A 25201-nucleotide genomic window follows, 5' to 3' on the forward strand; every position below is an offset into this window, starting at 1 on the left:
CATGCACATCTAGGCGCAGACACGGCTGGATGTGCATTCCCCCAAAATAGAGGGGCGGCGGGTCCTCCTAATTGGGCCGCGCCGGTATAGGGCCTGAATGGTCTTTTCTCTGCTCTTGATCCCGCGCCTCTTTGGTTGTAGCGCGGTATTTTTATGGCGCTCCCATCAATGCCCCAATAGGGCGGAAAGGAAGTCCCCCATGGGAAAATTTGACGGTCTGCTGCTGGTCAGTGATTTCGACGATACGCTCTATGACTCCCACCACCGGGTGCCGGAACGGAACCTGAAGGCCCTGGACTACTTCCGCAGACAGGGTGGCCGCTTCACCGTGGCCACTGGAAGAGCCCACAGGACCTTCTCCCCCCACGTCCATCTGGTCCCGATCGACGTCCCCGTGGTGCTGTCCAACGGCTCCGCCCTGTACGACTTTCACCAGGGCCGGATGCTAGTCCAGACGCTCCTGTCCCCTACCGCCCCCCAGGATTTTGGGGCGCTGATGGATGCCTTTCCCTCCCTGGGCATCGAAACTTATCACGACGAGGATATCTTTGTCTACAACCCCAATCCCATCACAGACGCCCATATGAAAAAGGTAGGCACAGACTATGAGGTCAGACCCGTCAGCCAGATGCCCGTCCCCTGGACCAAGGCCATCCTCCAGCAGGATCACCCACTTCTTCTTGAGGTCCAGCGGTGGCTGTTGGAGCGGTACGGCCACCTGTATGAGGCCATCTTCTCCAATCCCTACTACCTGGAGATCACCAAAAAGGGAAGCACCAAGGGTGGTATGGTGGACCATCTAGTGTCTCTGCTGGGCATCGACCCCGGAAAGGTGTACTGTGTGGGGGACAACCAGAACGACATTCCTATGCTGGCCCGGTCGGCCATCCCCTTCGCCCCCGCCAACTGTGCCCAAGAGGTCCGGGACTGGGGTGCGCGGGTCCTGTGCCACTGTGATGACGGGGTCATCGGCGATATCGTGGAGATACTGGACAAGCTCTATTAAAGATAAAAAGCGCGCGGAGCTAGGCCCCGCGCGCTTTTTCCTAATGTTCCTTCTGTAACAATAAGCCGGCCAGTTTCTCCCCTTCCGTCCGTGTCATGGGGTCCAGCGGGCGGAACGCTCCGCCCCGAAGCTCCATCAAATCAAGGGAAAGGGCCTGCATAACTCCTTCCTGGGCCCACAGGGCAATCTGATCTCCATCCGCAGGCTCAGTAAACTCCCCCTGTCCGGCCCGGCCGGACAGCTGGGCAGCCTTGACCGCCATCACAGCCGCCTCCTGACGGGTGATGGGTCGGGCGGCCTGGAATCCGCCCTCTCCAATACCAGTGGCCACACCGCTCTCAACGGCCCAGTAAATCGCTGGGAGATACCACTCGATGCCGAGAACATCCGCAATCTCCACGCTCTGTGCGTCCGGACTTCCAGCTGCCTGCCACAGCAGAGCCACGAACCGTCCGCGAGTCAGTGGAGCGCCAGGGTATTCCTTTTGCTCCAGCCGCTGGGGATTGGCCAGCAGCCACTCCACCGCGGTGTCGCGGCCCTCCAGCGTGTCCTCCATGGTCTGGGGTACCAGTACATCGGGTTCCAGCGATTCCACGCCCCGCCCGGCGTCAGCGTCTAGCAGTGTCCCCAGATCAATATACTTCCGGGAGCAGCCCACCTGTAGCCCGGAGTTGGGCAGGCGGAAGGAGCCCACTGACCCAAAGTGGTCCACGCTGCCGCTGGTCAGGTCGCCCACCAGCGCCGCTCCCATCTCCTGAAGCTCTACGGCATTGATGATAGCGGACGAAAAAGTGGTCTCCCCGATCAGACTTACCACCTCGGTTCCCCTGTCCATCTCCTGGCGGAGCACCTCCAGGAGAGGCCAGATGACCCCGTCGGAGCCGCCTCCATTATTGCGTAAATCGAGGAGGATGCGGCGATAATCCCCAGCCTCCAGTTCGGCCTGCACCTGACCGGAAAATCGCTCCATAGGTAGGTCCGGGTCCTCCATGCAGCTGTTATATTGGATATAATAGGCGCTGTCATTCAGTGGAAAGGCCAGATAATTCTGGTCCCGGCCAGCCGTCGCGGGCTGGGACAAAGAAGCGCCCATCTGGACAAGATCTGTCCGGCCCAGCTCCTCCGCGGCCACAGGAGCGATCTCCAGGCTCTCCCCGCCGGTGAGCGTCAAGATCAAAGGCTTCCCCTTCTCCACCAGGCCCAAATATTCGTAGAAGTCCGCCACATTACAGGTCTGCCGGTACTGCCGCCGCAGTTTTACCTGGTTGTCCGCGCTGAGGACCACCCCAAAGGCCTCCACGACCCGCTCCATAGTCCTGCCGTTAACCGCGGTGACCTGCCGCCCCAGCATATCCTTCCCTGCAGCGGGGGCTGTAGTCAGATACCACTTCCCATCCCTCCAAGTGAGGGCTATGGGATAATAGCGCATGGTCTGGGCCAGGCTGCCCAGAGCTATCGTAGTGTGGGAATCTCCCACCATAGCAACCAGGCTTTGCAGATCCAGCGCAAAGGTCTGGTCGCTGGCCGAAGCCAGCGACTTCTCTATCTCCCCCCTCCGAGCCAGGAACTCCTCTTCCGGCGTGTTGGCAAACAGGTCCGGATGGCCCCGTTTCAGTGTGTCATACAGGAAATCCAGGTCCTCCTGTCGCTGCTGGGCCACAGTGTCCTCCACCGGAGCGGCACAGACTGGGACTGCCAGGCACAAGGCCAGTGTCCCAGCTAAAATTCCTCTCCACAGGCGCATCACATCTCCTCCTAATCTCAATCAAGTTTTATGGTAGGTCTATCATAGCAGAACCGCTCCGCCTGTTCCATTGAAATAAAATTAAATTTAGGGGCGCCGCCCATTCTGGCATTTCAAGCCCCTGTATGATATAATAGAATAAATGCCAGCTCCGCCTTCCAGCGTGGCTGAGATCAGGGAGGAACACCATGTCCTGCAAAGAGGAATTTATCGACATTTTCAAGTCCACCATCACCCGGGAGGGGGCCGACAAGCTGCTGGATTTTCTGGAAAATAAAAGCGATTTCTTCACGGCCCCCGCCTCCGCCCGGTATCACGGGGCCTATGAAGGCGGTCTGTGTGAGCACAGCCTGAACGTATATCACTGTCTGGTGGACTATCTCCAGCGTGAGCGGGTCCAGGAGCTCTATGGCCTGGAGTACGGCGAGGAGTCTGTGGCTATTGTGGCCCTGCTCCACGACCTGTGCAAAGTGGGGTGCTATAAAAAGGGGTTCCGCAACGTGAAGAACGACGCCACCGGTCAATGGGAGAAAGTGCCCTCTTACACCTTTGACGACCCCCTGCCCTATGGTCACGGGGAGAAGAGCGTATACATCGCCAACGGCTACATCCGTCTGACCAGGGAGGAGGCTATGGCCATCCGCTGGCACATGGGCTTTTCCGGGCCCGAGGATAACCGCACCGTGGGCCAGGCCCTGCAGAAGTATCCCCTGGCGTTTGCCTTGGCTGTGGCCGACATGGAGGCCTCCTACTTTCTGGAGGGGGAGGACTGACACAAAAAAAGCTCCCGTCCAGCGGTTCTGGACGGGAGCTTTTGCTTCAGCGGGTCGTAGTCAGGCGCCGCTCCGGGATAAAAGGACGGAGAGCCGGCACCCTGGGCAGGGCGGAAAGCAGCAACTGCCCCAGGATAAGGCAGGCGGCCAGCTCGCCCAACCCTACGGTGAGGGCGTTGAAGGCGTAGGCTGCTCCAAAACCCGGGCCGAAGCCGGCCTCGAACCAGGCGATCTCCGCCCCCACGATAACCATGTTGCACACCACTGGGGGAAGGGAGGCTAGCCACCGGTTTGGCATCCGCTGGGTGAGCAGGCAAGCGATGAGGGTGGCGGCGGAGCCGCACACCACATCCAGGGGATAGGGGGAAAACAGATTGGCGATGACGCAACCCACGAACAGCCCCGGCGTGGCGGCCGGGAACAGGAAGGGCAGGACCGTCATGGCCTCGGCCACCCGGAATTGGACTCCGCTGAATGCAGGGACAGGCAGAGCCACGGTGAGCACGGCGTAGACGGCGGCGATCAGCGCCGCCAGAGTCAGGTCTTTGATGGTAAATTTGGACATGAAAAAACCTCCATTTTTTGTTTAGAGAACAGCGGCGGAGCCGCTGAACGAACATAGAGCCAGAGGTCTTCCCCTGCCACGCTCCGCTTCCTCGCGGTCGGAGACCCGGCGCTTCTATGCTTGGACGAGGTTTGGAAGGAACTCGTCGAGCAATATCTTACCACAGTCCGCGCTGTTTGTCCAGAGGGATCTCTGTCCTTTCCGTGCTGGTGAATCATAGAGGAAAAGCGTCCGCTATTTCATAAGCCGGAGGAAGAATATAGAAAAATGGCCTCTATGCTTTCCCAAGCTTCTGTATATCTTTTCCCAGCCGGAGGGTACCCCGCTCTCTTTTCCAACGCGGAAAAGGCAGCAGATATTATTTCCAATTTCATAGTTCAGCAATAATCTCAAATCTTAGTTTAATCGGCAGCCACCATATCGGGCAACTGCCCGCTTGGCTATTCTGAAATCAGCCTTCCACAGGACAGAAGGAAAACGGAACGCCCTGTCCCTGACCGCAAAACAGAGCAGGCCCTCTCCATATCTGGAGAGGGCCTGCTCTGTTTTGTCCTTATTCCGCAGATATCATATAGTAGTAGACGGGCTGGCCGCCGGGCAGCAGGCTGACCTCCGCCTTGGGGCAGGCCGCCGCGAAGATCTCCTCCGCCCGCTGGGCCTGCTCCTCTGTAACGTCCTCTCCATAGAAGATAGAGATAAACTCTGCCTCCTGGTGTCCCTCCGAGTGGGCCAGCCGGTCCAGCATGGATTCCAAGTCCCGGTCCGTGCCAAAGAGCTGGTGCTCCTCCAGGGCCAGATAGTCCCCCTGCTTGATGGCAAAGCCGCCAAAGTCGGAGTCCCGCGCCGCGTAGGTAATCTCACTGGTCCGGACCCGGCTAAAGCCGTCGGTCATGGCGGCAGTATTGTCCTCCTCGCTGGCGTCCGGTTCGGCGCACAGCATAGCGGAGATGCCCTGGGGGATAGTCTTGGTGGGCAGGACCACCACCTTTTTATCCTCGCACAGGGACACACACTGCTCGGCCGCCATAATGATGTTTTTATTGTTGGGCAGGACATAGACGATCTCAGCCGGTGTGCGCTCGATTTCCTTCAGAATGTCCTCTGTGGAGGGGTTCATGGTCTGTCCTCCACCTACTAGTCCGTCCACGCCCAAGTCACGGAATACAGCCTCCAGTCCAGCGCCGGCGCAGACAGCCACATAGCCAAACTTCTTTTCTGGCGCCGCCTTGGCCGGGCCCTCAGTCCCGCCGGCCTCCAGCTCCCGCTCCACATTCTCCAGATCGTCAGTGCTCTGGACGTGCTTGCCGGCGGCCAGATCCTCCGCCTGGGTACGCATATTCTCGATCTTGGCCAGCTCCAGCGTCCCGTATTTTTGGGACTCGGTCAGGGCCTGGCCGGGTATGTTGGTGTGGACATGAACCTTAAAGGCGGTGTCGTCCTCACCAATGACCAGACTGTCGCCAATGGAATTCAAATAGCGGCGCAGAGGCTCCAGGTCCACATCCTCCCGGTCCTTGCGGATGATATACACGGTGTCGAAGGCAAAGGTGATATCCTCCACGGACAGGGCCTCAAAATCGGCCTTATCCCCGGAGCCCTCCTTCTCCTCCATCACCTCAGGCATGGGCAGTCCCCGGAGCTCATCCAGCATGCCCTGAAGGATGACCAGAAAGCCCTTTCCGCCGGCGTCCACTACCCCGGCTTTCTTCAGCACGGGATTCAGGTTGACCGTGTCGGCCAGAGCCACATGGCCCTCCTGAATGGCGGCCTCCAGCACGGCCTCGACGTCATTGTTCTCCCGGGCACAGCCGGCGGCCCGGGCGGCGGCCAGACGGGACACCGTGAGGATGGTGCCCTCGGCGGGCTTCATAACCGCCTTATAGGCGGCGGCCACGCCGAAATCCAGAGCGATAGCCAGATCCCGGCCGTCCATGGTTTCCTTCTCCTTGATCGCCTTGGCAAAGCCGCGGAACAACAGAGACAGGATGACGCCGGAGTTGCCCCGGGCCCCCCGCAGCAGGGCCGAAGCGGTCCCCTGGGCGGCCTGACCCACAGCCTGATAGCGGTTCTTTTTCATCTCCGCGGCGGCCGCGCCGATGGTCAGGGACATATTGGTGCCTGTGTCGCCGTCCGGGACAGGAAATACATTTAGATCATTGATGGGCTGTTTCTGCGCGCTGATGGCAGCGGCTCCATGAATCACCATTCGTTGGAAAGCCGCCGCGTCAATATTGTGTACCATAGTGGCTATTTTCCTTTCTATGAATGGTTAAAAGCGCATGGAATCCACACACACATCCACCGAGGCGACCTCTACTCCCGTGGTCTGGCTGACCACATAGCGGACCTCGCTCATAATGGAGCGGCAGACAGCCATCAGGTTGACCCCGTTTTCCACAATGATGTGCAGTTCGATGGACACAGTTCCATCTTCGTTATAATAGACCTTCACGCCCTTGGCCATAGACTCCCGCTTCAGCAGATGGACCAGACCATCTGTCTTAGAGCGGACAGCCATCCCCTTCACGCCGTAACAGTTGGTGGCGGCGCTTCCTGTGATGGCGGTAAAAACATCGCTGCTGATGCGGATCTCGCCCAGCTCGTTCTGCAGTTTCATAGATCTCTACCTTCCTTTCGCGCAGGATAGGAATCCATATTAATACAGTTTCTATTGTATTCGATTTTCCGCAAAAATACAAGTCCCAACTTCTGTCCTCTTTTCCCTTCCTCTACCGGCCCACCCTTACACCATTCGACGCATCTTTTCCAGAAATTGGAATATAATGGGGCACATCAGGTTAGGACAGGCCCTCTTGGGCCGTATACATAGGAGGAAACAGGCATGACGGCCAGAGAAAGCATACACGGAAAGCTCAACAAACTTCGGCAGCAGTCCAAACAGACCGGTCAGATCCAGCTGTCCGCCTCCGCCCTCACCTTGTGGGCGGAGGCGGGTATCCATCTGCTGCTGGCGGCGGTGCTGGCCGGGGCGGTCATCTTTGAGGGGTATTCCCCCTTCGGGGTGGCCCTGGTCGGGGCGGCGGGCTCCGGACTGTGCGGAGGGGCGGCTCTGCTGGGAGCCTGCTTCGGATATCTGTGCCAGATGGGCTTTGCGGACGGGCTGCGGTACGCCTCCGCCTCCATTCTCACCTTTGCTGTGGCCTTCGCCTTCTACGATCTGAAGGCGATCCGTCGCTCCTGGACCATGCCGCTGCTCACCGCCTCCATCAACGGGGCGGCGGGTTTTATCTATCTGTCCCAACAGGGATGGAAGACAGTTGACGCCATCTATTTCTCTCTGGAGGTCTGCCTGACTGCAGCGGCCGTCTGGTGCTACCGGGCGGTCCTGGTCCCTATGCGTGTCCACCGGGAGGACAGGCTCCTCTCCCCTACCCGCCGGGCCGGCCTGTTGGTTTTATTGGCCACCGCGCTGATGGCGCTGGTCCCCCTCTACATCTATAAGGATATCTCTCTAGGCCGCATCCTTGCTGTGTTGGCGGTGATAACCGCCGCCTGGCAGGGCGGTCTGGCCACCGGAGCCATCGCCGGGGTGTCTCTGGGCATGGCCATGGACTTGGCCGGAGCAGGCATCCCCATGTACACCATGGCCTACGGTCTGTCCGGCATGATGGCTGGCCTGTGCCGGGGCAAGGCACGGCTGTGGGCCGCCATGGTCTATGTACTGGTCAATGGTGGCGCAGTGTTATGGACCTGGGAGCGGGAGCTGCCTCTGTCCATTCTGTACGAGGTATTTGTGGCCTCGGTGGCCTTTCTCCTGCTGCCCCAGCGGCCCATGCGCAAGCTGGGCGTGTGGCTGGCTCCCCAGATGGCCGGCCCTGTGGACCTGCGGGCCCAAGCCCTGGTCCAGCATCAGTTGGAGGCCACAGCCAAGGCCTTCCGTACCCTGTGCGACTCCCTGCGCTCCGCCTTCCGTCCCCCGGAGAATGACAATGACGTAGCCACCGTCTTTGACCGAACCGCCAGCAGGGTATGCCGCTCCTGCTCTCTCCGGAACAACTGCTGGCAGCAGAATTACACTACCACCTTCAACGCTCTCAATGACGCCACCCCCGCCATGGTGGAGCGGGGCCGCGCGGAGGGGAGTGACTTTCCCAGCCATTTCTCCCACCGATGCATCCATTTCTCCGCCTTTCTATCCACCGTAAACGAGGAACTCACCGCCCTGTTCTACCGCCGCCAGTACAACGCTCGGGTCAAGGAGAGCCGGGCGGCAGTGGGCCGGCAGTATGCCCAACTGGCTGATCTGCTGGGGGCTGCCTCTGCAGAACTGAGCCGGGAGCTCATTCCCGACCTGCTGGGAGACCGGAAGCTGCGCCAGCGGGTGGCGGAGCTGGGACTGGACATCCGGACCGCGGTATACCGGGACAGCAGGGGCCTGCTCCGGGTGGAGGCAGAGGGTCCCGGCTGCGCTGCCCTGGCACGGCCCAGCCGTCTGTCCGACCTGTCTGACCTGCTGGGTGTCCCCCTCCGGGTGGACCAGCCCGGAGAGGACTCCATCTCCCTTCTCCAGCAGGAGCCGCTGATGGCTCTGGCCGGAGTGGCCGCCCAGAAAAAGAGCGGCGAGACGGTGAGCGGCGACTCCGGAACCTATTTCAAGCGGTCCGACGGCAAGCTGTATGTCCTCCTGTGCGACGGCATGGGCAGCGGCCCTGACGCCAACCGGGAGAGCTCCTTGGCGGTTCGTCTGCTGGAGCAGTTCCTCCAGGCCGGGGTAGAACCACGTCACGCCCTGTCCACCCTCTCCTCCGCCTTGGCGCTCCGCGGAGAGGAAACCGGCGGCTTTACTACGGTAGATCTGCTCCAGGTGGACCTGTTCTCCGGCGAGGGCCAGCTGTTCAAGCTGGGGGCCGCTCCCAGCTATGTAAAAAAGGGCTCTGCGGTCCAGAGGCTGTCCGGCACCTCCCTCCCCGCCGGGCTGGCCGAGGGAGAGCAGGGGGCGCTGGACCAGTTCACCCTGAAGCTGGCGCCAGGGGACACAGTGCTTATGGTGAGCGACGGTATCTGTGGCGCCGGGGAGGACCAGTGGGTCAAGGACAAGCTAGCCCAGTTTGACGGGGCCAGCCCCAAGGACCTGGCCCGTGAACTCATTACCGACAGCCCCAAAGAGGTCACCGATGACCGAACGGCTCTGGTCATCCGCATTGAAAAGCGGGCAGCAGGCCAGATGAAGTCATCGTTAAAATGAAACATGGCGGACGCTGTAGCGTCCGCCATGTTTTAATCCTTCCAGTCCCACCAGTTTAGCCTATCCGCCGGGCAGCTCCCATGTTCGGCATAGTACACCGCCAGCCGGTAGACATACAGGGCACACCGGTCCACCTGACAGCCCTGGAACAAGCAGTCCTTTTGATAAATGTGCTCCGGGTCCTCGCCTCGCAGGGAATTCAAAGTGGTATAGCCAATATCCGCCAAGTGGCGGGCCATATTCGACCCCACTCCAGGGATCCGCTCCAGCTCCGACTTCATTGTCAGAACTCTGCATTGCCCACAGTACGGGGGTGAAGCTCCACATCGCGGATGTTGTTGATACCGGTGAGGTACATCACCATCCGCTCGAAGCCCATGCCATACCCGGCGTGCCGGCAGGAGCCGTAGCGCCGCAGATCGCAGTACCACCAGTAGTCCTTGGGGTCCATGCCCAGCTCCCTGATGCGGCCCTCCAGCAGTTCCAGCCGTTCCTCACGCTGGGAGCCGCCGATGAGCTCGCCGATGCCTGGCACCAGACAGTCGGCGGCGGCCACGGTCTTGCCGTCATCGTTCTGGCGCATATAGAAGGCCTTGATCTCCTTGGGGTAGTCGGTGACAAAGACGGGGCGCTTGAACACCTGCTCGGTGAGGTATCGTTCGTGCTCCGTCTGCAGGTCGGTGCCCCACTCCACTTTGAAGTCGAACTGGTCGTTGACCTTCTTCAAAATCTCCACCGCCTCGGTGTAGGAGACCCGGCCGAACTCGGAGTTGGCTACGTGCTCCAGCCGCTCCTTCAGGCCCTTGTCCACAAAGGAGTTGAAGAAGTCGATCTCGTCGGGGCAGTGAGACATGACATATCGGATGACATACTTAATCATGGCCTCGGCGTTGTCCATATAGTCGTTCAGGTCGGCAAAGGCCATCTCCGGCTCGATCATCCAGAATTCGGCGGCGTGCCGCTGCGTGTTGGAATTCTCCGCCCGGAAGGTAGGGCCAAAGGTGTACACGTTGCCGAAGGCCATGGCAAAGTTCTCACAGTTGAGCTGACCGGATACGGTCAAATTGGCCCGCTTGCCGAAGAAATCTTGGGTGTAGTCCACAGTGCCGTCCTCGTTCCTGGGCACGTTCTCCAGGTCCAGGGTAGTCACCTGGAACATCTCGCCCGCCCCTTCACAGTCGCTGGCGGTGATGATGGGGGTGTGGACATAGACAAAGCCCCGGTCCTGGAAGAAGCAGTGGATAGCGTGGGCGGTGGCGGAGCGCACCCGGAAGGCGGCGGAGAACAGGTTGGTCCGGGGCCGCAGGTGCTGGATGGTCCGCAGGAACTCTACACTGTGGCGCTTCTTCTGCAGGGGATAATCGGGGGCGGAAACACCCTCCACCTGGATAGAAGCGGCCTTCACCTCCAAGGGCTGCTTGGCTTCGGGGGTCAGCACCACCTGTCCGCGGACGATCAGCGCGGCGCCCACGTTTTGACCGGCAATCTCCTTATAGTTGTCCAGGACATTGGCGTCCATGACGACCTGCAGGTTCTTGAAGCAGGAGCCATCATTCAGCTCGATAAACCCAAAGGTTTTCATGTCCCGGATGGTCCGGGCCCAGCCGCATACGGTGACGGTCTGGCCGCCCAGCTTTTCCTGGTCGGCAAAGATGGCGGCGACGGTGACGCGTTCCATTTCATTCATCTCCATGTATAAAAAGTCGATGCCATGGAGATGTCCGCCGGAGTGGCACCCCTGGCGCGACTCGAACGCACTACATTCCGCTTAGGAGGCGGACCCTCTATCCCGGTGAGGTACAGGGGCGTATGGTGGACTCTCCATGGTATCTTTTGTATTTTATCGCACTGTCAGGAGGTTGTCAACGGGGAATGTAAAACCATTTATCCCGGAAAAACGACCACCTGTCCCAAATCTCTGGACCTTCGGGGTCAAAACGGATATACTGGGGACAGAAAAACATAGGGAGGTGGAACGGTCATGGAGGTAGAACTGAAGCTGGAGCCTGGCCGGCAGGAACCCAAGGTGGTCATCCTGGCCGGGGAGGACAGCCCGTCCCTGGAGCGGCTTCGAGCGCATCTGTCCGGCCTCTCTCTGGGCCCCATCACCGTGTGGCGCGGGGAGCGGGCCCTGCCGGTCCGGCAGGAGGAATTTCTCCGCTTCTTTGCCGATGGCAAGGGTGTATCTGCCCAGACCGAAAACCAGATCTACGCGGTCCATCTGCGGCTGTACGAGCTGGAGGAGCGGCTGGACACCACCCGCTTTGTCCGCATCTCCAACAGTGAGATCATCAATCTGGACCGGGTGACTGCCATCGACCTGTCCCTGGCCGGGACCATCCGAATGACTCTGGAAGGGGCGGTCCACGCCTATGTATCCCGGCGGTATGTGAAAAAGATCAAGGATACCTTGAACCTGAGAGGTGGGGATAAAACATGAGGGATATCCGTAAAATCTGGTCCATCCGTCTGGCCGCCGGCGCCCTATTAGGCGCTATTCTGACCACCCTGCTGGCCTGGCTGCTCCTCTCCTTTGGAGTATCCAATGGACAGTCTATCCCAGTGTCCCCCGCCGCGGTCCAGTTTTACGGCTCGGCGGCACTGGCCTTAGTAGTCCAGCTCCTGTTAGGCGGTCTCTTCGGGGCCGTGGTCTCCTTAGCCACCCTGCCATTTGCAAACGAGGGAAAAAAGCTGATCCTGCTCTCCCTGGTCCATTGGGGGGCCACTGTCCTCTGTTTCTCCCTGTTACTGACAGGCTGCCGGTGGTTGGATTTCGGCTGGGACTTGCTGCCGTGGGTGGCTCTGCTGACCCTGCTCTATTTCCTGATTTGGCTGGGCCGCTGGATCGGCTGGTATATGGAGGTGATCCAGCTTCGGGAATTGTTGGGGCTGGCTGCCGGTCCCTCTCCCCTGAAGTGGCGGGAAACCCTGCCTTATCTGCCCTTCTTGCTGTTGGTGTGCAACCTGCTGCCGGCGGCGCTGAGGTGGGTGGACAGGACCTTTGTGGTAGATGTTCCCGTACTGTCCGGTTTGCTTCTGCCTTATCTGATCCTGCCGGTAGTAGGTTATCTATCCGGCCTGTCCCTGGGAAAGCGGCAGGGGGTGTGCCCCCTATATCCCCTGGCCTGTTTCCTGTTCTATCTGCCCATGGTATATCTGATATATAACAGCTCCGCCCTGTTTCACTGCTTTATGATCGCCCTCCCCGCCCTGGCTGGCAACGTGATGGGCTGGCTGTACCGTCGGGCGTTCCCAAGAAAGAATCGAACGCCCAGTGAGGGGGCTGACCATGGAGATTAAATGGTATTGGCCCATGGAAATGCTGGGATTTGTAGAGAACATTTCAGCGAAATATCAGGATGGGTATATCCATTACAGTGTGTCTGGGTCCTGTGATACCGTAATGATGTGGCTTCTTCTCGGCCTATTCCCGCTTTTATTCCTGTTTGGCTTCCTGACACGGCGGCTGTCAGCCAGAGCCGGGCGGGACACTCTGGGAATCTGGCTTGCGCGGGTCAGTGTGGCCCTGCTGCTCGGCTATGCCCTGCTCCTGTCAATAGGTGTGGGGCCTTATATTCAATTCTATCCCAGCGGAGGCGGTTTTATTTCCTTTGATACGCTAGAGCACCTGTTGTACGGGATATACTGCACCCTGTTGGCGCTGTCCCTCTTTTTGGGAGGGAAGCTGGGCAAACCGAAATAGAGCCTCTTGTTTCCTTTGCGGCTGTTCCGCTGGCCTCTGCCGGTGTCCGGCTTATGATCCTTTTCCGATGCGTGATAGAATCGCGGACAAGAAAGGAGCGATTGAGATGAAGCCTATCATGGGTAAAACAAATAAAATTCTGTTGACTTTGTTTCTGATGTCCCTGGCAGCCTATCTGGTGATCTTTCTCTCCGCCTTTTGGGACCTGCCTCTGAACATCCCGCCCTGGCACCAGGGTCTGCTCCTGTACTTCCACAGCATCCCCATGTTTTTTCTCCAACTGCTGTTGTGCCGTCTGGCAAAGCCACACTGGCGGCTGTTCGCCCCGCTGATGTTGCTTCTGGTCCCCGGACTTGTCTTTGTGGGCAGCGCGGGATGGGCCGTCCTAGGATGGGTCCTGTTTCTATATTGGTGCACGGCACCGACGGCAGGCTGTATTCTGGCCTGGATTGTATGGGGTGTTGGGAAGCTGGGCCGGGGGAGGGACAAGCACGAAAAAAGAGATCCGTCTATATAATGTTTTGTTTCCCATCTGGCCGCTTTGGGGCTTCCCGGCAGCCTGACTGTTTTTATCCCTATACATTGAAAAACGGAGGTGCCCTGTGGAAGCCCTGGCCTTTTTCGTCTTAACACCCCTGACGGCAGGGATCATCCAGTTCTTCCTCTCCCGGAGCCGTCTGCCCCGCTGGGCCAAGTGGGGGCCCGCTGTCCTGGTCATGCTGGCAGGGATGGTCTGCTTTCTGGGGGCAGTAGACTGTCTTCCTCTGCCCAATACCTACTGGCTGGATGACGGTTCCTTTCTCGCCTTCCCCGACTACTTTTATGGAATGCTGTTCTCCCTGCCCGCCTTGTTTGGCCTGGGGGCAGGGGCGCTCTTTTCCGTGGCCCAGTGGTCGGAGTGAAAAAAGCGTCAAACGGAGACCCATTCAAATCTGTAAGAAAAAAGGGCCCTGTCCATGTGGACAGGGCCCTTTCAACTCATGTGCCGGCTTCCGGCAGGTATTTGTCCGCCAAGTTCATATAGTGGCGGTACAGCACCCGGAACCGGCGGCGGTAGTTCTTTTTCCAGGGCTTCTCCCTGCCGCAGAAGTGCAGGACGGCGGTATGGGCCATGACCCAGTCCAGGTCCGCCTCTCCCATACTCCGCACCAAGTAGTTGCTGAAATTTCTGGCGTCATAGTTCCATATAAAATCGTCCACAGCCAGCACCCGGCCGCCATAGAGCGCGTTGAGAATATCCTGATCCGGCAGGATCAGCTCGTCCCCGTGGTTAGACACGTAATCGAACAGCTCCTCCGTGTGAATCTCGTTTCTGCACCGCTCTAAATCCATTAACAGTACGCCGGAATTGTAATAGTCTCCCTCCGTCCCCAGCCGGAAGCGGTTGACATTGTTGGCAATCTCCGTCTTGCCCGTATGGGCCGCAGCGGCAAACAGATGGCCGTCTAGCTCCAGCTCCCACAGAGGGAGCAGAGAGTTGATCACCAGGGTGTCCGGGTCCAGGTACAGCACCCGTTTCAGCTCCTCCGGCAGAAAGCGGGCGGCCAGCAGGCGGTAGTACATCTCCTGGGGATACCGGTCTGTCACCGGAGCATCCTGAAAAACAGCCTCATCTACTCGGATAAGCACCAACTGGTAGCCCCATCCGGCAAGGCCGCTCTCCAGCGCGGCCAGCCGCTCCTCCGGGATGCTCCGATGGAGTAGATAGACCCTGCACTGGACGCCGGGATGACTTAGACGCAGGGATGTCAGCATCACCCTAAGCTGGGGCAGGTAATGCTCGTCCAGGGTCACAAGAAGATCCATCCGGGTGGTTTCCATCGCTCTGTCCTCCTATCTCTGTCTGTTGAAGCCCTGCCCAGGCTAACCCCGGGCAGGGCTTCCCTCCGGTCAGGAAAGCTGGAACTGCCCGGTATACAGGCGGTAGTACCGGCCCCGCTTTTCCAGCAGTTGATCATGACTGCCCTTTTCCTCAATCTCACCGTGTTCGATAACCACGATGCAGTTGGAGTTGCGGACCGTGGACAGCCGATGGGCGATGACAAACACAGTCCGTCCGTCCATCAGGGCGTCCATGCCCTTCTGGATCAGGGCCTCGGTCCGGGTATCGATGGAGGAGGTGGCCTCATCCAGGATCATCACCGGCGGGTCCGCCACCGCCGCCCTGGCGATGGCCAGCAGCTGCCGCTGGCCCTGGGACAGGTTGGCCCCGTCCCCAGTGACCATAGTGTTGTATCCGTCCGGTAGACGGCGGATAAAGGAGTGGGCATTGGCACTCTTGGCTGCGGCAATGCACTCCTCGTCGGTGGCGTCCAGCCGCCCGTATCGAATGTTGTCCATAATGGTGCCGGTGAACAAATGGGTGTCCTGAAGCACCGCCCCCAGGGACCGGCGCAAATCGTCCTTTCGGATGGAACGTACATTGATACCGTCATAGGTGATCATACCACCCTCAATCTCATAGAAGCGGTTAATGAGGTTGGTGATGGTGGTCTTTCCCGCGCCGGTGGAGCCCACGAAGGCGATCTTCTGGCCTGGGTTGGCGTAGACGGACACATCATGCAGGATGCGCTTGCCGGGGACATAGGAGAAGTCCACATGGCTGAACCGGACGGCGCCCTTCAGCTCAGTGAGATAGTAGTCCTCCCCAGGGACATTTCGGACCGCCCCCCGGATAAGATGGAGGGAGGCATTGTGGTTGTGGTCCGGGTATTTCCAGGCCCAGCCGTGGCCGGCCAGAGAGGCCAGATCCTGTACTTCGATGAGGGTGCCGTCAGCCGCTACTCGCACCCAGATGCCATCCGGGGAGTCCTCGCCGGGGAGCAGCAGCTTGAGCCCAGTCTTCTCTCGGACGGCCTGGCCCAGCTCGGTGAGCACGTCGCCCTCCGCCAGCACGGGGACAAGCGCCATGCCGCTGGTCCTGGGCGTCTTCCACGCCCAGGTGTGGGAGTGTCCCTTTCCATTGAAGGGGGACAGGGTGCCATTGGCATCCTTCTCCACCTCGATCAGGGTGACGGTGCCCTCGTCCACCTCGGGCTTGGTGTCCATCACATCGAAGATGCGTTCAGCGCCAGCCAAGGCGGACAGCAGGGTGGTCATCTGCTGGGAGATCTGATTCAGGGGCTGGCCAACCTGCTTGGAGTAGTTCAGATACACCACCAGGCCACCCAGGTCAAAGCCCTGAAGGACGGACAACAGGCCGCCGAAGGCGGCAGTGAGGGCATAGCTGATGTTCATTAGGTTGCCCGAAACCGGCATGATCATGATGGAGTAGAAGTTGGCCTTTTGCGCCGCGTCCCGGTAGGCGGTGTTCAGCTTGCGGAAGTCCTCCTTGGCCTGTTCCTCGTGGGTGAAGGCCTTAACCACCTTCAGCCCCTCAATGATCTCTTGGATCTCGCCATTGACATCACCCAGGGCAGATTGCTGTTGCTGGTAATATTTCCGGCTCCGTCCGCCCAGTGTCCTAAAGAGATACACAGTCACTATCAGCAGCAGGGCGGTGACCAGAAAGAGCTTCCAGTTGATGAACAGCATCATGGCCACCAGACCCACAAACATCAGGCAGCTAGAGCACAGAGAAACTACGCTCTGCTCCAGAGCCATCTGTACGTTATCCGCGTCATTGGTAAAGCGGCTCATCAGCTCACCGTGGGGATGCTTGTCAAAGTAGCTGAGGGGAAGGGACTGAAGGCTGTCAAACAGGTCTTTTCTCAGCCGGTTGACGCCCCTCTGGGCCAGCCGGACCATGACGGCGGACTGGCAGTAGGTGGCCACACAGCCGATCAGATAGACGCCTACCAGCTTGCCCACAGACAGGGCCAGCCCAGCAAAGTCGGTACAGCCCGACCAGATGAAGCTGTTGATGATATCCCGCATCATATAGGAGCCGCCCAGGTTGGTAAACACAGACAGCATCAAAAACAGGAACACGGCGACCAGCGGCAGCTTGCTCTTGGTCAGATATCCTACAAGGCGGCGGATCGTCTTGGCCATATTTTTCGGTTTGGCATAGCCCCCTCTTGGGGCTCTATTGGGTCCTGGCATTATCCACCCACCCCCTCTTGCTGAGATTGATAGATCTCCTGATAAATGGTATTGTTGGCCAGCAGTTCCTCATGGGTGCCCCTGCCGGCGATGTGGTCGTCGTCCAGGATCAGGATCTCGTCAGCGTACTGCACGGAGGAGATCCGCTGGGCAATAATGATCACAGTAGTATCCTTCAAGTTCTCCGCGAAGGACTGGCGGATGGCAGCCTCAGTGGCCGAGTCCACCGCCGAGGTACTGTCGTCCAGGATCAGGATGGCGGGCTTGCGGAGCATGGCCCTGGCGATACACAGCCGCTGCTTCTGGCCGCCGGACACGTTGGTCCCTCCCTGGGTCAGCAGGGTATCGAAGCCGTCCGGGAAGGACATGATGAAGTCATAGGCCTGGGCATCCTTGGCCGCCTGGATCATCTCCTCCTCTGTGGCGTCGGGGCGGCCCCAGAGCAGGTTCTCCCGGATGGTGCCGGTAAAGAGCACGTTGGTCTGGAGCACCATGCCGATACGGGCCCGCAGCTCCTCCAGCGGGTAGTCCCGCACATCCACACCGTCTACCAGGACGGCGCCGCCGGTAACATCATAGAACCGGGGGATCAGATTGACCAGCGAGGACTTGCCGGTGCCGGTGCCGCCCACAATGGCCACGAACTGGCCGGGCTCCACAGTAAAACTAATACCGGACAACACGTCGTCCCCCGTGCCGGCAGCCGCGTAGCGGAAGGAAACGTTTTGGAACTCCACTCTGCCCCTGGGAGCGGGAAGGACGCGGTCTACGGCCCCGGACTGCCTCTCCGGTGGGGCCACCCGGTAAATCTCGCCCTGGGGTTTGTTCTCCACGGAGGGCTCGGTGTTCAGCACCTCATGGATGCGGTGGGCGCAGGCCTGGGCACGGGTGAGCTGGAGCAGGGCCATCGCCACCATCATCACGCTCATCAGGATCTGGGCGATATAATTGATAAATGCCTGCAAGTCGCCCAGCAGAAAGCCCTCCGCCATAACCATCCTGCCGCCCAGATACAGGACGGCTACCGTGGCGCCGTTCATGGCCAGCATCATGATAGGCATGATAGCGATGATCTTCAGCCCTACGTTCAGAGCGGCCTCCATCAGCTCATCATTGGACCTTTTGAACTTTCCTCGCTCGTGGTCCTCCCGGACAAATGCCTTGACCACACGGATGGCCACCAGGTTCTCCTGCAGGGTGTTGTTCAGCCCATCGATTTTCTTCTGCATCGTCTCAAAGAGCCTGGTACATATCTTCATCAGAATTCCAATGGCCAGTATCATCAGGGGGATGACCACCACCAGCACGATAGCCAGCCTGGCGTTAATGGAAATACAGATGACCAGGGCGGCGACGAGCATCACCGGAGCCCGGACCAGCATCCGCAGGCCCATATTCAGCATCATGGTCATGGCGTTGACATCGTTGGTCATCCGGGTAATGAGAGAAGCGGAAGAAAATCGGTCGATGTCAGCGAAGGAAAACTCCTGTACCTTGTCGAACAGACACTGGCGCAGGTTAGCGCCAAAGCCCTGGCTGGCGAAGGTGGCGTATTTTGCCGAGCCCACGCCGCAGGCCATGGCGAAGAGGGACAACAGGAGCATCAGACCGCCCATCAGAAAGATGTAGCCCACATCTCCGGCCGGGATGGCCACATCCACGATCTCCGCCATGACCAGAGGGAGGATCAGCTCGCAGATGACCTCCAGGGTAATCAGGATGGGGGACTTGATCGCGTCCTTCTTGTACCCCTCCAAATGGGTAAGAAACAGAGAAAGCAAATTAAGGTTCCTCCTTTGCTTGGGTCTTTGTGGGGGACTCCCCCCGCAAGTTATGGAGCATTCGCCGGCGGAAGGAGAGCAACTGCTCCCGCTCCACCGGGGAGAAGCCCTGGAGCATCCGCCGGGACACAGTTTCAAAGGCCATTTGGCAGCCGATGACCGCCTGCTGCCCCTTGGGGGTAAGCAGTACACGGTTGCGCCGCGCGTCTCGTCCGCGCTCCCGCCGGATATATCCTCCCTTTTCCAGTGATTTCAGTGAGTTTGCCACCGCAGCCGGCGAGATATGCAGCAACTCGGCCAGCTCCCGCTGGGCGTGACACTGGCCGTCCGGGTCGCTGTCGGCACAGCTTTGCAGGATGGTCAGCAGCATGGGGTGGCCGATCTCGTTTAGGTCTGCGGCGATCAATTCCGCCTGAACAGCGGCCCGGTGCGCCAGGTTAATCTGCTGGGACAGCAGCTCCAGCTCGTTGGAGACCGGGATCAAAGCACTCCTCTCCTTTCCAATTAATTAATGGGTTAATAATTAACACGTTGATTATTTTAACACCGCTCTAAAAAATGTCAAGACGGTCCCGTTGAAATTCAAAAACTGTTTACATCCTTCCCTAATAATAGCAAAATAGAGGGCCTGCCCTTCCTGGGCGGCCCTCTATTCTATGGCCTTTCACGGGAATTTACTCCTCGTAATCGTCATACTCAGAGGCACAGGCTGTGCGCTGCAGCTTCCCCTTGGCGTGCCCGCACAGCTCAACCAACGCATCCCAATAGGCGATGATGGCGCAGACCATGGCGGCGGCACCCAGGGACAGAGCCACGATCTTCAGGACGAAACGGGCTATCTTCATATCTGTTTTCCTCCTTTGTTTTTACTGGTTACCGCTATTTTACCTGATACCGGGGGAAAATACAATCGTTTTTACAAATTTAATCGTCCCAGGGCCGCCCTTATCTATGATCCAGAGGATTTCCCATCCTCTCCCTTCGGTGGCAGGGCCCGGAATACAGTTCCCTCCGCCGGCTCCACCTGCCGCTCCTCCATCAGCTGTTCCACGGTGACAAAACAGTAACCCTCAGACAACAGATTATCCACTACCCGCAGCGCCGCATCTACTGAGGTGTCAAAGATATCGTGCATCAGGATAATATCCCCATCCTTCACATGCTCTACCACCGCTGCCACAATGCGGTCCACATCCTTGTCCTTCCAGTCCTCCGGGTCCACCGACCACAGAATGATGGGGCAGTCCGCCCACTTGCGAACCGAGCTGTCAAACAGGCCGTAGGGGGGACGCAGCCAAAACTCCCCATCGCCCAGGATCTCTGCCAAAAGCGCCCTTGTCTTGCCCACCTGAAGGTCAAAATCCTTGCGGGATAGGTCTGATACCACGACGTGTTCAAAGGTATGAATCCCAATCTGGTGTCCGTCTGCCGCCATACGGCGTATCAGCTCCTCGCTGCCCTCGATCCGGTTGCCCACCAGGAAAAAGGTGGCGGGCACCTCCCGCAGCGCCAGTCCGTCCAGCAGCCGGCCGGTGGTGGAATTTCTGGGGCCATCGTCAAAGGTCAGTGCCACCAGCGGCGGCTCTCCCTCCTCAAGCTCCACTGTAGTCGCTCCCCCTGTCATAGCCAGCTCCTGCGGCGGTCCCGGCCATAGGAGAAAGGCCGCCAGCCATGCCGCCAGCCAAAGTATTTTTCCTGTTTTCACCCGCTCCGCCCCTTCCTTGTCCCTTCGGGAACAGTATGTGCGGCCAAGCGGAAATTTCTCCATGAAAAAAATGTTTTCCAGCAGCTTGACAAAAGCTCCCGCCTGTGTATAATATGAAGCAAGCTTCACGTGAAGCACGCTTCATATTTAGAAAGAGGAGGGATCGGGGTTGAAAAACAAAGTTCGGGAGCTTCGGGCCGCCGCCGGCATGACCCAGCAGCAGTTGGCCGACTTGGTCCATGTATCCTCCCGCACGATCATCTCCATTGAAAAGGAGCAGTACAACCCCTCTCTGCTGCTGGCCTACCGCATCGCTCTGGTGTTCGGAGTCAGTCTGGAGGAGCTATGCTGCCTAGAAGAAAACAAGGAGCTGGAGGACAAGGAATATGAAAATATATAACAAAAAAGGTCTCATTTGGGGCGTGTTCTGGACGATAGGCGGTCTCTTCTGTCTGTACCGAGATATTGTCGACCCCCATGATTTTCTGCCCCAGCAGATCAAGTCGGTGATCCTCTCCGTGCTCCTGTTGGCAATGGGCGTCACCGGTTTTGTCCGGGCTTTCTCCAAACGGGCCACCATCGAGGATAAGACCGAGGAACGGGACGAACGCAACAAGCTGGTCCGCCTGAAGGGGGACGCCATGGTGGGCAACATCCTCTTTTATGTTCAGATGGCCCTCATGCTGGCGGGGGTTCTGGCCTATGCCGTCACAAAAAAACTTGTATTCGGCTTCCTTTTCCTAATCTGTGGACTGAATGTGAGCCTATGCTTCATCCTGTCCATTATCTTTGCCGTCTATTATGAAAAACATGTCTAGGAGGTTCGTCCTGTGAAGATCAAAAGCGTCCGGAATCTGGCCTCCGGCATCCTGTTGATGTTTTTGGCGGCCGCCTGTGCCTGTAAACTCCTATTGGACGGCTTTCAGCTTCGTTTCCTCCTGTCCGCCCTGCTGGCTGTGTCCATTTCCCTGGTCAGCTTTTATTTCGCCTTCACCCACCGAGGGATCGAGGAGGAGCTCTCCCGGTACGCCGATGAGCGGGACCGCTATCTGGTGATCAAGTCCGGCCACGCGACGGTCCGTATCATGAACTACCTGCTGCTGGGCGGTTGCTGGATAGCCCTTGTACTGTACGGCTTTACCAAGTCCGCTCTCGCGCTGTCCGTTGCCGCCACTCTGTGCGGCGTATTGATCGCCATGTTCATCATTATGTTGGGGGTGAATCTCTACTATGAGCGCCGAGGATAAGAAAAATGTTATAGAACAGCCTGTCAAATGGGCCAATCGCCGCCCGTTATATGACGAGCGGGATCAGGAAATTGAGGCCTGTGCCAACAGCAAGGCTCTTGGCTTTGGGGCGGGCTGTCTGGAATTGTTCACCGTTCTATGCGCCGTGAAGGGGGATCCCGCCTGGCGGGGCGGTCTGGCCCTTCTCCTGTTGGGAATGTCCGCCAGTATGCTGTACCGCTCCAGCGCCTACGAGGAGAAGCACTATCTCTGGGGCGGCCTTCTTCTGGGAGCTCTCGGCGCCACCCTGCTGGCCTGGTTCACCTTCGGAAGCTGAAAGGAGGATATCCATGTGGATCATTGGAGGCGTGCTCTCCTTCTACCTGCTGCAGAAGCTGGCTGCTCTGTTAGCCATCGGACTGTTTTTGCTGGCCGTCTGGATGAAATCGAAAATATCCCATATGGATGGTGAAAAATGGGACCAGTATTTCAGGACGTTAAGCAACCGGGGATATACGGCTGTGTTCTTTGTCTTTTACACTGTCCCCCATTTGGCCCTGGGCTGGGTGGGATACCTGCTCTATTCTTATTTTTGTTTTCCCGCTCCGGCTGTGCTGGCCCTGCTCATTCCCCTGCTGGGGATTCTAAAGGCGGTTCGGATGCTGGACGAAAACAAGGAAAAGCTGTGGGCCAAGATCCGTAAGCTGGGATAAACAGATAAAAAGCGGGCGGCCAATGGCCGCCCCGCTCCTTTATCCCTTCCACGTCTGGTACTGCTCCACTAGCTCCTGATAGCCTGGTACACCTTTCAAAAATTGAGCCTCCGGGTCCAGGTCCAACTGGTCCAGCAGAGGCTTGAGCAACATGCTCTGGGCCTCCCCGGTTTCGTTCTTGGTGGGTAGATGGCGATACAGAGAAGATTCACTCAAATCCCAGGGGACCGTCAAAGAGTGGAGCAGTCTCTCCAGCAGCTCCAGCGCCCGTGGGCCGTTCCGTTCTGCCATGGCCAACTGGAGGGGAGCGGACAGCACAGCGTAATCGGTAAGGCCCATGACTCTCCCCTCTGCCTCAGCCGTATCAGAAAAGTGGTGAGCCGCCTCCTTGTCCCCCTCCTCAATCGCCAGCTCAATCATGTGGAGGAGGGTGGTCTGGATGGCATGGGCCCGGTCAAACAAGTCCCGCTCCAGGATAGTCCAGGCCTCCTCGATCTTTCCCTCCTTCCTCCGCAGGGAGGCGGTGAGAGTACGCTTGTCCATATGGGTATCGGATAACTGGTCCAACAGGGTCTGGGCCCGGTCCAACTCCCCCCGGCTAATACACTTAGAGGCCACAGTGTAGGTAGCGGCTTCACACACCCTTGCGTCCGCACTGCTGACACACCGCTCATAGAGATCGTCGATCTCCTCCTGCCAGGTCTGCCGCTCCCCCTCTGTGCCGCCAGGTAACAGAGTCAATATTCCCTCCAGCAGCCCCGCCAAGCTGAAGGCGAGCAGGTCACTATTGGGAAACTCCCGCAGCTTACTCCTGGCCAAATCAAAGGCCACGGCAAGCGCCTCCCCCTGGGCTGTCTCATAGACTCGGTTCAGAAATAAACCAATTTCCTCTTGGGTCAGGTCCTCCTGAAAAGACAGCAGGGTGTTCAGATCCACCCCCAGGGTCCGGGCCAGGGAAGGCAGAAGGGTAATATCTGGGTAATTGAGCCCTTTCTCCCATTTATTTACTGCCGGGGCACTAACTCCGAGCCTATCAGCCAGCCCCTCCTGGGTCAGTCCCATGGTCTGGCGGCGGGTACGGATTACGTCATGGATTTTCATAAGCTTCTCCTCCTGTCTTTCCACCATCATACCAGACTTTCCCGCCCGCTACAATGGAGCAGTACGACAGAGAACGGGAGCGGATATTAACCTTCAGTTAATTTTAATACAAAAGATCCCCCGGTTTTGGCCGGGGGATCTCTCCATATCATTTCATATCAGGGAGCAGGCACCACTTCTACCGTGTAGCCCAGGTCCTTCAGCCCCTGGACGACGCCGGTCTCGCCCACCATGTGGCCGGCGCCCACCACCAGCAGGCCGGTGTGGGAGCCCTCCCGCTTCAGATACTCATCCGCATAGGCGATCATGCCGGGGTCCCGGTCGGTGAACAGCTTGCTGTTTAGCTCGTCGTCGCTGTTCAGGATGGCATCCTTATCATAGATCTGGTCAAAGCTCTCCACGTCCCGGCTCTTCCAGGTGTCCATCATGGCGCCGATCTGGGCCACCTCCTCCTGCAGGGCCTCCTGGGTGGCGGGCTCAAAGGCCTCCTCCCCCAGCACGGCGGTCAGGGCGTCCTTCGTCTGCTGGCTCATGGAATCGGGGTCCAGAATCATCAGCAGGCCGCTGGCCAGGTATACCTCCTGGTACTCAGGGGACAGGCCGTCAAAAATACCGCCCTGGAAGGCATAGGTCTCCACAGCGTCGATGGCGATGCCGGCATTGACCGCCTTGGCGTTGACATACATATCAATGGCCATGGCGTTGGAGCTGGTAGTCTCATCCATCGTAGCCAGGGAGGAAAAGCTGTTGGCCAGGGCCCAAGCTTTGTACTGGGCGATGGTCTGCTCATCCATCCCCATCTGAGCGGCGGTTTCCACTACCACCTGATACAGCTCCGGGGAGATGTGGTCGGCCAGGGTCGTACCGTCGGCATAGGTCTGCATGGCGGCAAACTCGGCGATTTGGGCCTGGTCATTGAAGTCCAACTCAAAGGTCACCTGCTCGGCGTTCAGAATGATGTCCCGCAGCTGCTTATGGATGGGGTAGGTGTTGTTCACGTCCGTATGGATGGAGCCCAGCAGGTACAAGGTGTTGCCGTTGCCCTCCGCCTTCCACAGCAGACCCAGGGAGCCGGCGTTCTGCTGGTCATATAGATTGAGGATCAGGCTGTTGGCCATAGCGGCCCCCTCCAGCAGAGTGCAGGGACGGTCCAGATTCAGCCCGGTGCCGTCGCCGGCTATTGCGCCCACCTCAGTCATGAAGGCCTCTGGCCCCTCCTCCACGCCGGGAAAGGCGTAAGCGGCCGCCTCCTGGTACAGAGCGTTGAGCACACCGCCGCGGGTCGTATCGAGGACCAGGCCGGTGTCATCCGCCTCCCGCTGCTCCACACCCAGCAGGGCCAGCTTGTCAGCCACCACCTGTGTCATCTTGTTCAACTGCTCATCTGTGATGGTCTTGCCGTGGTCCGTGTACAGCTCGTCACCAAAAAGTCCCATAGCATATCCATCTGCCAGCACGCCGTAGGCCCAGGTTGGGAGAGGCTGGACCTGCTCCTCGGCCGCCAGAATGGCGGGGGATGCCCCCATGGCCACAGCCAGGGAGAGCAGCAGCGCTAAAAATTTTTTCATAGTGAGACGTCCTTTCTCCATTTGCCTTAGTCTGTTTAAGTGTACTTTTATAAACCGGCAAAGTCA

General features: G+C 58.7%; 27 protein-coding genes and 1 tRNA gene. 13 read left to right on the forward strand and 15 right to left on the reverse strand.

The annotated features are described in order from the left end of the window. Nucleotides 1-199: 199 nt before the first annotated feature. Complete coding sequence (locus MCG44_RS12845) at nt 200-1006, forward strand: HAD-IIB family hydrolase (protein WP_186853143.1); 807 nt, start codon at nt 200-202, stop codon at nt 1004-1006. Nucleotides 1007-1046: 40 nt separating this feature from the next. Here MCG44_RS12845 and MCG44_RS12850 read toward each other — a convergent pair whose 3' ends face one another. Then, a complete protein-coding gene (locus tag MCG44_RS12850) occupies nt 1047-2750 on the reverse strand; it encodes an S-layer homology domain-containing protein (RefSeq protein WP_240288593.1) in 1704 nt (567 codons plus the stop codon). Nucleotides 2751-2938: 188 nt separating this feature from the next. On the opposite strand from MCG44_RS12850, the gene MCG44_RS12855 reads away from it, so the two are divergent. Beyond that, a complete protein-coding gene (locus tag MCG44_RS12855) occupies nt 2939-3523 on the forward strand; it encodes a hydrolase (RefSeq protein WP_147573345.1) in 585 nt (194 codons plus the stop codon). Nucleotides 3524-3569: 46 nt separating this feature from the next. On the opposite strand, the gene MCG44_RS12860 is transcribed toward MCG44_RS12855, so the two are convergent. The 3 genes from MCG44_RS12860 to MCG44_RS12870 all read right to left on the reverse strand — a co-directional run bounded on the left by MCG44_RS12860 (nt 3570) and on the right by MCG44_RS12870 (nt 6705). Continuing rightward, entirely contained in the window at nt 3570-4088 is a 519-nt protein-coding gene (locus tag MCG44_RS12860) for a QueT transporter family protein (protein WP_147573344.1), read from the reverse strand. 553 nt (nt 4089-4641) lie between these two features. Continuing rightward, nucleotides 4642-6330, reverse strand: coding sequence for a DAK2 domain-containing protein (locus tag MCG44_RS12865; RefSeq protein WP_186852263.1), 1689 nt, complete (start codon nt 6328-6330; stop codon nt 4642-4644). Between the two features lie 27 nt (nt 6331-6357). Continuing rightward, on the reverse strand, nt 6358-6705 hold the full coding sequence (locus MCG44_RS12870) for an Asp23/Gls24 family envelope stress response protein (RefSeq protein ID WP_147573342.1): 348 nt from the start codon (nt 6703-6705) through the stop codon (nt 6358-6360). Nucleotides 6706-6930: 225 nt separating this feature from the next. Here MCG44_RS12870 and MCG44_RS12875 point away from each other — a divergent pair, with 225 nt between their 5' ends. Then, nucleotides 6931-9294 carry a SpoIIE family protein phosphatase gene (locus tag MCG44_RS12875; protein ID WP_240288595.1) on the forward strand — a complete coding sequence of 788 codons (2364 nt, stop codon included), beginning with the start codon at nt 6931-6933 and terminating at the stop codon, nt 9292-9294. A 32-nt stretch (nt 9295-9326) separates the two neighbouring features. Here the strand turns inward: MCG44_RS12875 and MCG44_RS12880 are convergent, their stop codons facing one another. The 3 genes from MCG44_RS12880 to MCG44_RS12890 all read right to left on the reverse strand — a co-directional run bounded on the left by MCG44_RS12880 (nt 9327) and on the right by MCG44_RS12890 (nt 11101). Next, complete coding sequence (locus MCG44_RS12880; protein ID WP_240288597.1) at nt 9327-9575, reverse strand: helix-hairpin-helix domain-containing protein; 249 nt, start codon at nt 9573-9575, stop codon at nt 9327-9329. A 2-nt stretch (nt 9576-9577) separates the two neighbouring features. Then, nucleotides 9578-10972, reverse strand: a complete 1395-nt coding sequence (gene asnS / locus MCG44_RS12885; protein ID WP_147573339.1) for an asparagine--tRNA ligase — start codon at nt 10970-10972, stop codon at nt 9578-9580. Nucleotides 10973-11024: 52 nt separating this feature from the next. After that, nucleotides 11025-11101: transfer RNA gene (locus tag MCG44_RS12890), tRNA-Arg, on the reverse strand. A gap of 174 nt (nt 11102-11275) precedes the next feature. Between MCG44_RS12890 and MCG44_RS12895 the strand changes: the two genes are divergently transcribed. The 5 genes from MCG44_RS12895 (at nt 11276) to MCG44_RS12915 (ending at nt 13899) form a co-directional block, all read left to right on the forward strand. After that, nucleotides 11276-11734 (forward strand): LytTR family DNA-binding domain-containing protein, encoded by a 459-nt coding sequence (locus tag MCG44_RS12895; protein ID WP_147573338.1) that lies wholly within the window; start codon nt 11276-11278, stop codon nt 11732-11734. Continuing rightward, nucleotides 11731-12594, forward strand: a complete 864-nt coding sequence (locus MCG44_RS12900; RefSeq protein WP_240288599.1) for a DUF3021 family protein — start codon at nt 11731-11733, stop codon at nt 12592-12594. Before MCG44_RS12895 ends, MCG44_RS12900 begins: the two co-directional genes overlap by 4 nt. Next, on the forward strand, nt 12584-12997 hold the full coding sequence (locus MCG44_RS12905; RefSeq protein ID WP_240288601.1) for a hypothetical protein: 414 nt from the start codon (nt 12584-12586) through the stop codon (nt 12995-12997). Before MCG44_RS12900 ends, MCG44_RS12905 begins: the two co-directional genes overlap by 11 nt. A 106-nt stretch (nt 12998-13103) precedes the next feature. Beyond that, entirely contained in the window at nt 13104-13514 is a 411-nt protein-coding gene (locus tag MCG44_RS12910; RefSeq protein ID WP_240288603.1) for a hypothetical protein, read from the forward strand. Nucleotides 13515-13599: 85 nt separating this feature from the next. Then, complete coding sequence (locus MCG44_RS12915) at nt 13600-13899, forward strand: hypothetical protein (protein ID WP_147573335.1); 300 nt, start codon at nt 13600-13602, stop codon at nt 13897-13899. Nucleotides 13900-13975: 76 nt separating this feature from the next. Here the strand turns inward: MCG44_RS12915 and MCG44_RS12920 are convergent, their stop codons facing one another. The 6 genes from MCG44_RS12920 to MCG44_RS12945 all read right to left on the reverse strand — a co-directional run bounded on the left by MCG44_RS12920 (nt 13976) and on the right by MCG44_RS12945 (nt 20590). After that, complete coding sequence (locus MCG44_RS12920; RefSeq protein WP_147573334.1) at nt 13976-14818, reverse strand: glycosyltransferase family 8 protein; 843 nt, start codon at nt 14816-14818, stop codon at nt 13976-13978. Nucleotides 14819-14887: 69 nt separating this feature from the next. Further along, nucleotides 14888-17041: an ABC transporter ATP-binding protein gene (locus MCG44_RS12925; RefSeq protein WP_186852268.1), complete on the reverse strand. Its 2154-nt coding sequence runs from the start codon at nt 17039-17041 to the stop codon at nt 14888-14890. Beyond that, nucleotides 17041-18822 carry an ABC transporter ATP-binding protein gene (locus MCG44_RS12930; RefSeq protein WP_240288605.1) on the reverse strand — a complete coding sequence of 594 codons (1782 nt, stop codon included), beginning with the start codon at nt 18820-18822 and terminating at the stop codon, nt 17041-17043. The genes MCG44_RS12925 and MCG44_RS12930 overlap by 1 nt, the downstream gene beginning before the upstream one ends. Nucleotide 18823: 1 nt before the next feature. Then, on the reverse strand, nt 18824-19306 hold the full coding sequence (locus MCG44_RS12935; RefSeq protein ID WP_186852270.1) for a MarR family winged helix-turn-helix transcriptional regulator: 483 nt from the start codon (nt 19304-19306) through the stop codon (nt 18824-18826). Nucleotides 19307-19496: 190 nt separating this feature from the next. After that, a complete protein-coding gene (locus MCG44_RS12940; RefSeq protein WP_186852271.1) occupies nt 19497-19667 on the reverse strand; it encodes a hypothetical protein in 171 nt (56 codons plus the stop codon). Nucleotides 19668-19771: 104 nt separating this feature from the next. Beyond that, nucleotides 19772-20590 carry a polysaccharide deacetylase family protein gene (locus MCG44_RS12945; RefSeq protein ID WP_240288607.1) on the reverse strand — a complete coding sequence of 273 codons (819 nt, stop codon included), beginning with the start codon at nt 20588-20590 and terminating at the stop codon, nt 19772-19774. A 106-nt stretch (nt 20591-20696) separates the two neighbouring features. Here MCG44_RS12945 and MCG44_RS12950 point away from each other — a divergent pair, with 106 nt between their 5' ends. From MCG44_RS12950 to MCG44_RS12970, 5 genes are read left to right on the forward strand one after another with little or no spacing between them, the layout of a single operon-like run. Continuing rightward, nucleotides 20697-20927, forward strand: coding sequence for a helix-turn-helix transcriptional regulator (locus MCG44_RS12950; protein WP_147573330.1), 231 nt, complete (start codon nt 20697-20699; stop codon nt 20925-20927). Next, nucleotides 20914-21345, forward strand: a complete 432-nt coding sequence (locus tag MCG44_RS12955) for a hypothetical protein (RefSeq protein WP_147573329.1) — start codon at nt 20914-20916, stop codon at nt 21343-21345. Before MCG44_RS12950 ends, MCG44_RS12955 begins: the two co-directional genes overlap by 14 nt. Before the next feature lie 12 nt (nt 21346-21357). Continuing rightward, entirely contained in the window at nt 21358-21774 is a 417-nt protein-coding gene (locus MCG44_RS12960) for a hypothetical protein (protein WP_240288609.1), read from the forward strand. After that, nucleotides 21758-22090, forward strand: coding sequence for a hypothetical protein (locus MCG44_RS12965; protein ID WP_186852274.1), 333 nt, complete (start codon nt 21758-21760; stop codon nt 22088-22090). Before MCG44_RS12960 ends, MCG44_RS12965 begins: the two co-directional genes overlap by 17 nt. A gap of 13 nt (nt 22091-22103) precedes the next feature. Beyond that, the gene (locus MCG44_RS12970) at nt 22104-22466 is read left to right on the forward strand and encodes a hypothetical protein (RefSeq protein ID WP_240288611.1); all 363 of its coding nucleotides are present in this window, start codon (nt 22104-22106) and stop codon (nt 22464-22466) included. Between the two features lie 39 nt (nt 22467-22505). Here the strand turns inward: MCG44_RS12970 and MCG44_RS12975 are convergent, their stop codons facing one another. Both MCG44_RS12975 and MCG44_RS12980 read right to left on the reverse strand, forming a co-directional pair. Then, nucleotides 22506-23567 (reverse strand): helix-turn-helix domain-containing protein, encoded by a 1062-nt coding sequence (locus tag MCG44_RS12975; protein WP_240288613.1) that lies wholly within the window; start codon nt 23565-23567, stop codon nt 22506-22508. Between the two features lie 158 nt (nt 23568-23725). After that, entirely contained in the window at nt 23726-25135 is a 1410-nt protein-coding gene (locus tag MCG44_RS12980) for a TraB/GumN family protein (protein ID WP_240288615.1), read from the reverse strand. Nucleotides 25136-25201: the final 66 nt, after the last annotated feature.

This window comes from Lawsonibacter sp. OA9, assembly GCF_022440585.1.

Bases quoted from the DNA above. Each gene is read 5' to 3' on its own strand.
- MCG44_RS12870 (WP_147573342.1), bottom strand. From the start codon at position 6,705: ATGAAACTGCAGAACGAGCTGGGCGAGATCCGCATCAGCAGCGATGTT.
- MCG44_RS12940 (WP_186852271.1), bottom strand. From the start codon at position 19,667: ATGAAGATAGCCCGTTTCGTCCTGAAGATCGTGGCTCTGTCCCTGGGT.
- MCG44_RS12970 (WP_240288611.1), top strand. From the start codon at position 22,104: ATGTGGATCATTGGAGGCGTGCTCTCCTTCTACCTGCTGCAGAAGCTG.
- MCG44_RS12900 (WP_240288599.1), top strand. From the start codon at position 11,731: ATGAGGGATATCCGTAAAATCTGGTCCATCCGTCTGGCCGCCGGCGCC.
- MCG44_RS12965 (WP_186852274.1), top strand. From the start codon at position 21,758: ATGAGCGCCGAGGATAAGAAAAATGTTATAGAACAGCCTGTCAAATGG.
- MCG44_RS12905 (WP_240288601.1), top strand. From the start codon at position 12,584: ATGGAGATTAAATGGTATTGGCCCATGGAAATGCTGGGATTTGTAGAG.
- MCG44_RS12980 (WP_240288615.1), bottom strand. From the start codon at position 25,135: ATGAAAAAATTTTTAGCGCTGCTGCTCTCCCTGGCTGTGGCCATGGGG.
- MCG44_RS12910 (WP_240288603.1), top strand. From the start codon at position 13,104: ATGAAGCCTATCATGGGTAAAACAAATAAAATTCTGTTGACTTTGTTT.
- MCG44_RS12955 (WP_147573329.1), top strand. From the start codon at position 20,914: ATGAAAATATATAACAAAAAAGGTCTCATTTGGGGCGTGTTCTGGACG.
- MCG44_RS12845 (WP_186853143.1), top strand. From the start codon at position 200: ATGGGAAAATTTGACGGTCTGCTGCTGGTCAGTGATTTCGACGATACG.
- MCG44_RS12875 (WP_240288595.1), top strand. From the start codon at position 6,931: ATGACGGCCAGAGAAAGCATACACGGAAAGCTCAACAAACTTCGGCAG.
- MCG44_RS12855 (WP_147573345.1), top strand. From the start codon at position 2,939: ATGTCCTGCAAAGAGGAATTTATCGACATTTTCAAGTCCACCATCACC.
- MCG44_RS12880 (WP_240288597.1), bottom strand. From the start codon at position 9,575: ATGAAGTCGGAGCTGGAGCGGATCCCTGGAGTGGGGTCGAATATGGCC.
- MCG44_RS12925 (WP_186852268.1), bottom strand. From the start codon at position 17,041: ATGCCAGGACCCAATAGAGCCCCAAGAGGGGGCTATGCCAAACCGAAA.
- MCG44_RS12865 (WP_186852263.1), bottom strand. From the start codon at position 6,330: ATGGTACACAATATTGACGCGGCGGCTTTCCAACGAATGGTGATTCAT.
- MCG44_RS12920 (WP_147573334.1), bottom strand. From the start codon at position 14,818: ATGGAAACCACCCGGATGGATCTTCTTGTGACCCTGGACGAGCATTAC.
- MCG44_RS12975 (WP_240288613.1), bottom strand. From the start codon at position 23,567: ATGAAAATCCATGACGTAATCCGTACCCGCCGCCAGACCATGGGACTG.
- MCG44_RS12850 (WP_240288593.1), bottom strand. From the start codon at position 2,750: ATGCGCCTGTGGAGAGGAATTTTAGCTGGGACACTGGCCTTGTGCCTG.
- MCG44_RS12860 (WP_147573344.1), bottom strand. From the start codon at position 4,088: ATGTCCAAATTTACCATCAAAGACCTGACTCTGGCGGCGCTGATCGCC.
- MCG44_RS12945 (WP_240288607.1), bottom strand. From the start codon at position 20,590: ATGGAGAAATTTCCGCTTGGCCGCACATACTGTTCCCGAAGGGACAAG.
- MCG44_RS12895 (WP_147573338.1), top strand. From the start codon at position 11,276: ATGGAGGTAGAACTGAAGCTGGAGCCTGGCCGGCAGGAACCCAAGGTG.
- asnS (WP_147573339.1), bottom strand. From the start codon at position 10,972: ATGGAACGCGTCACCGTCGCCGCCATCTTTGCCGACCAGGAAAAGCTG.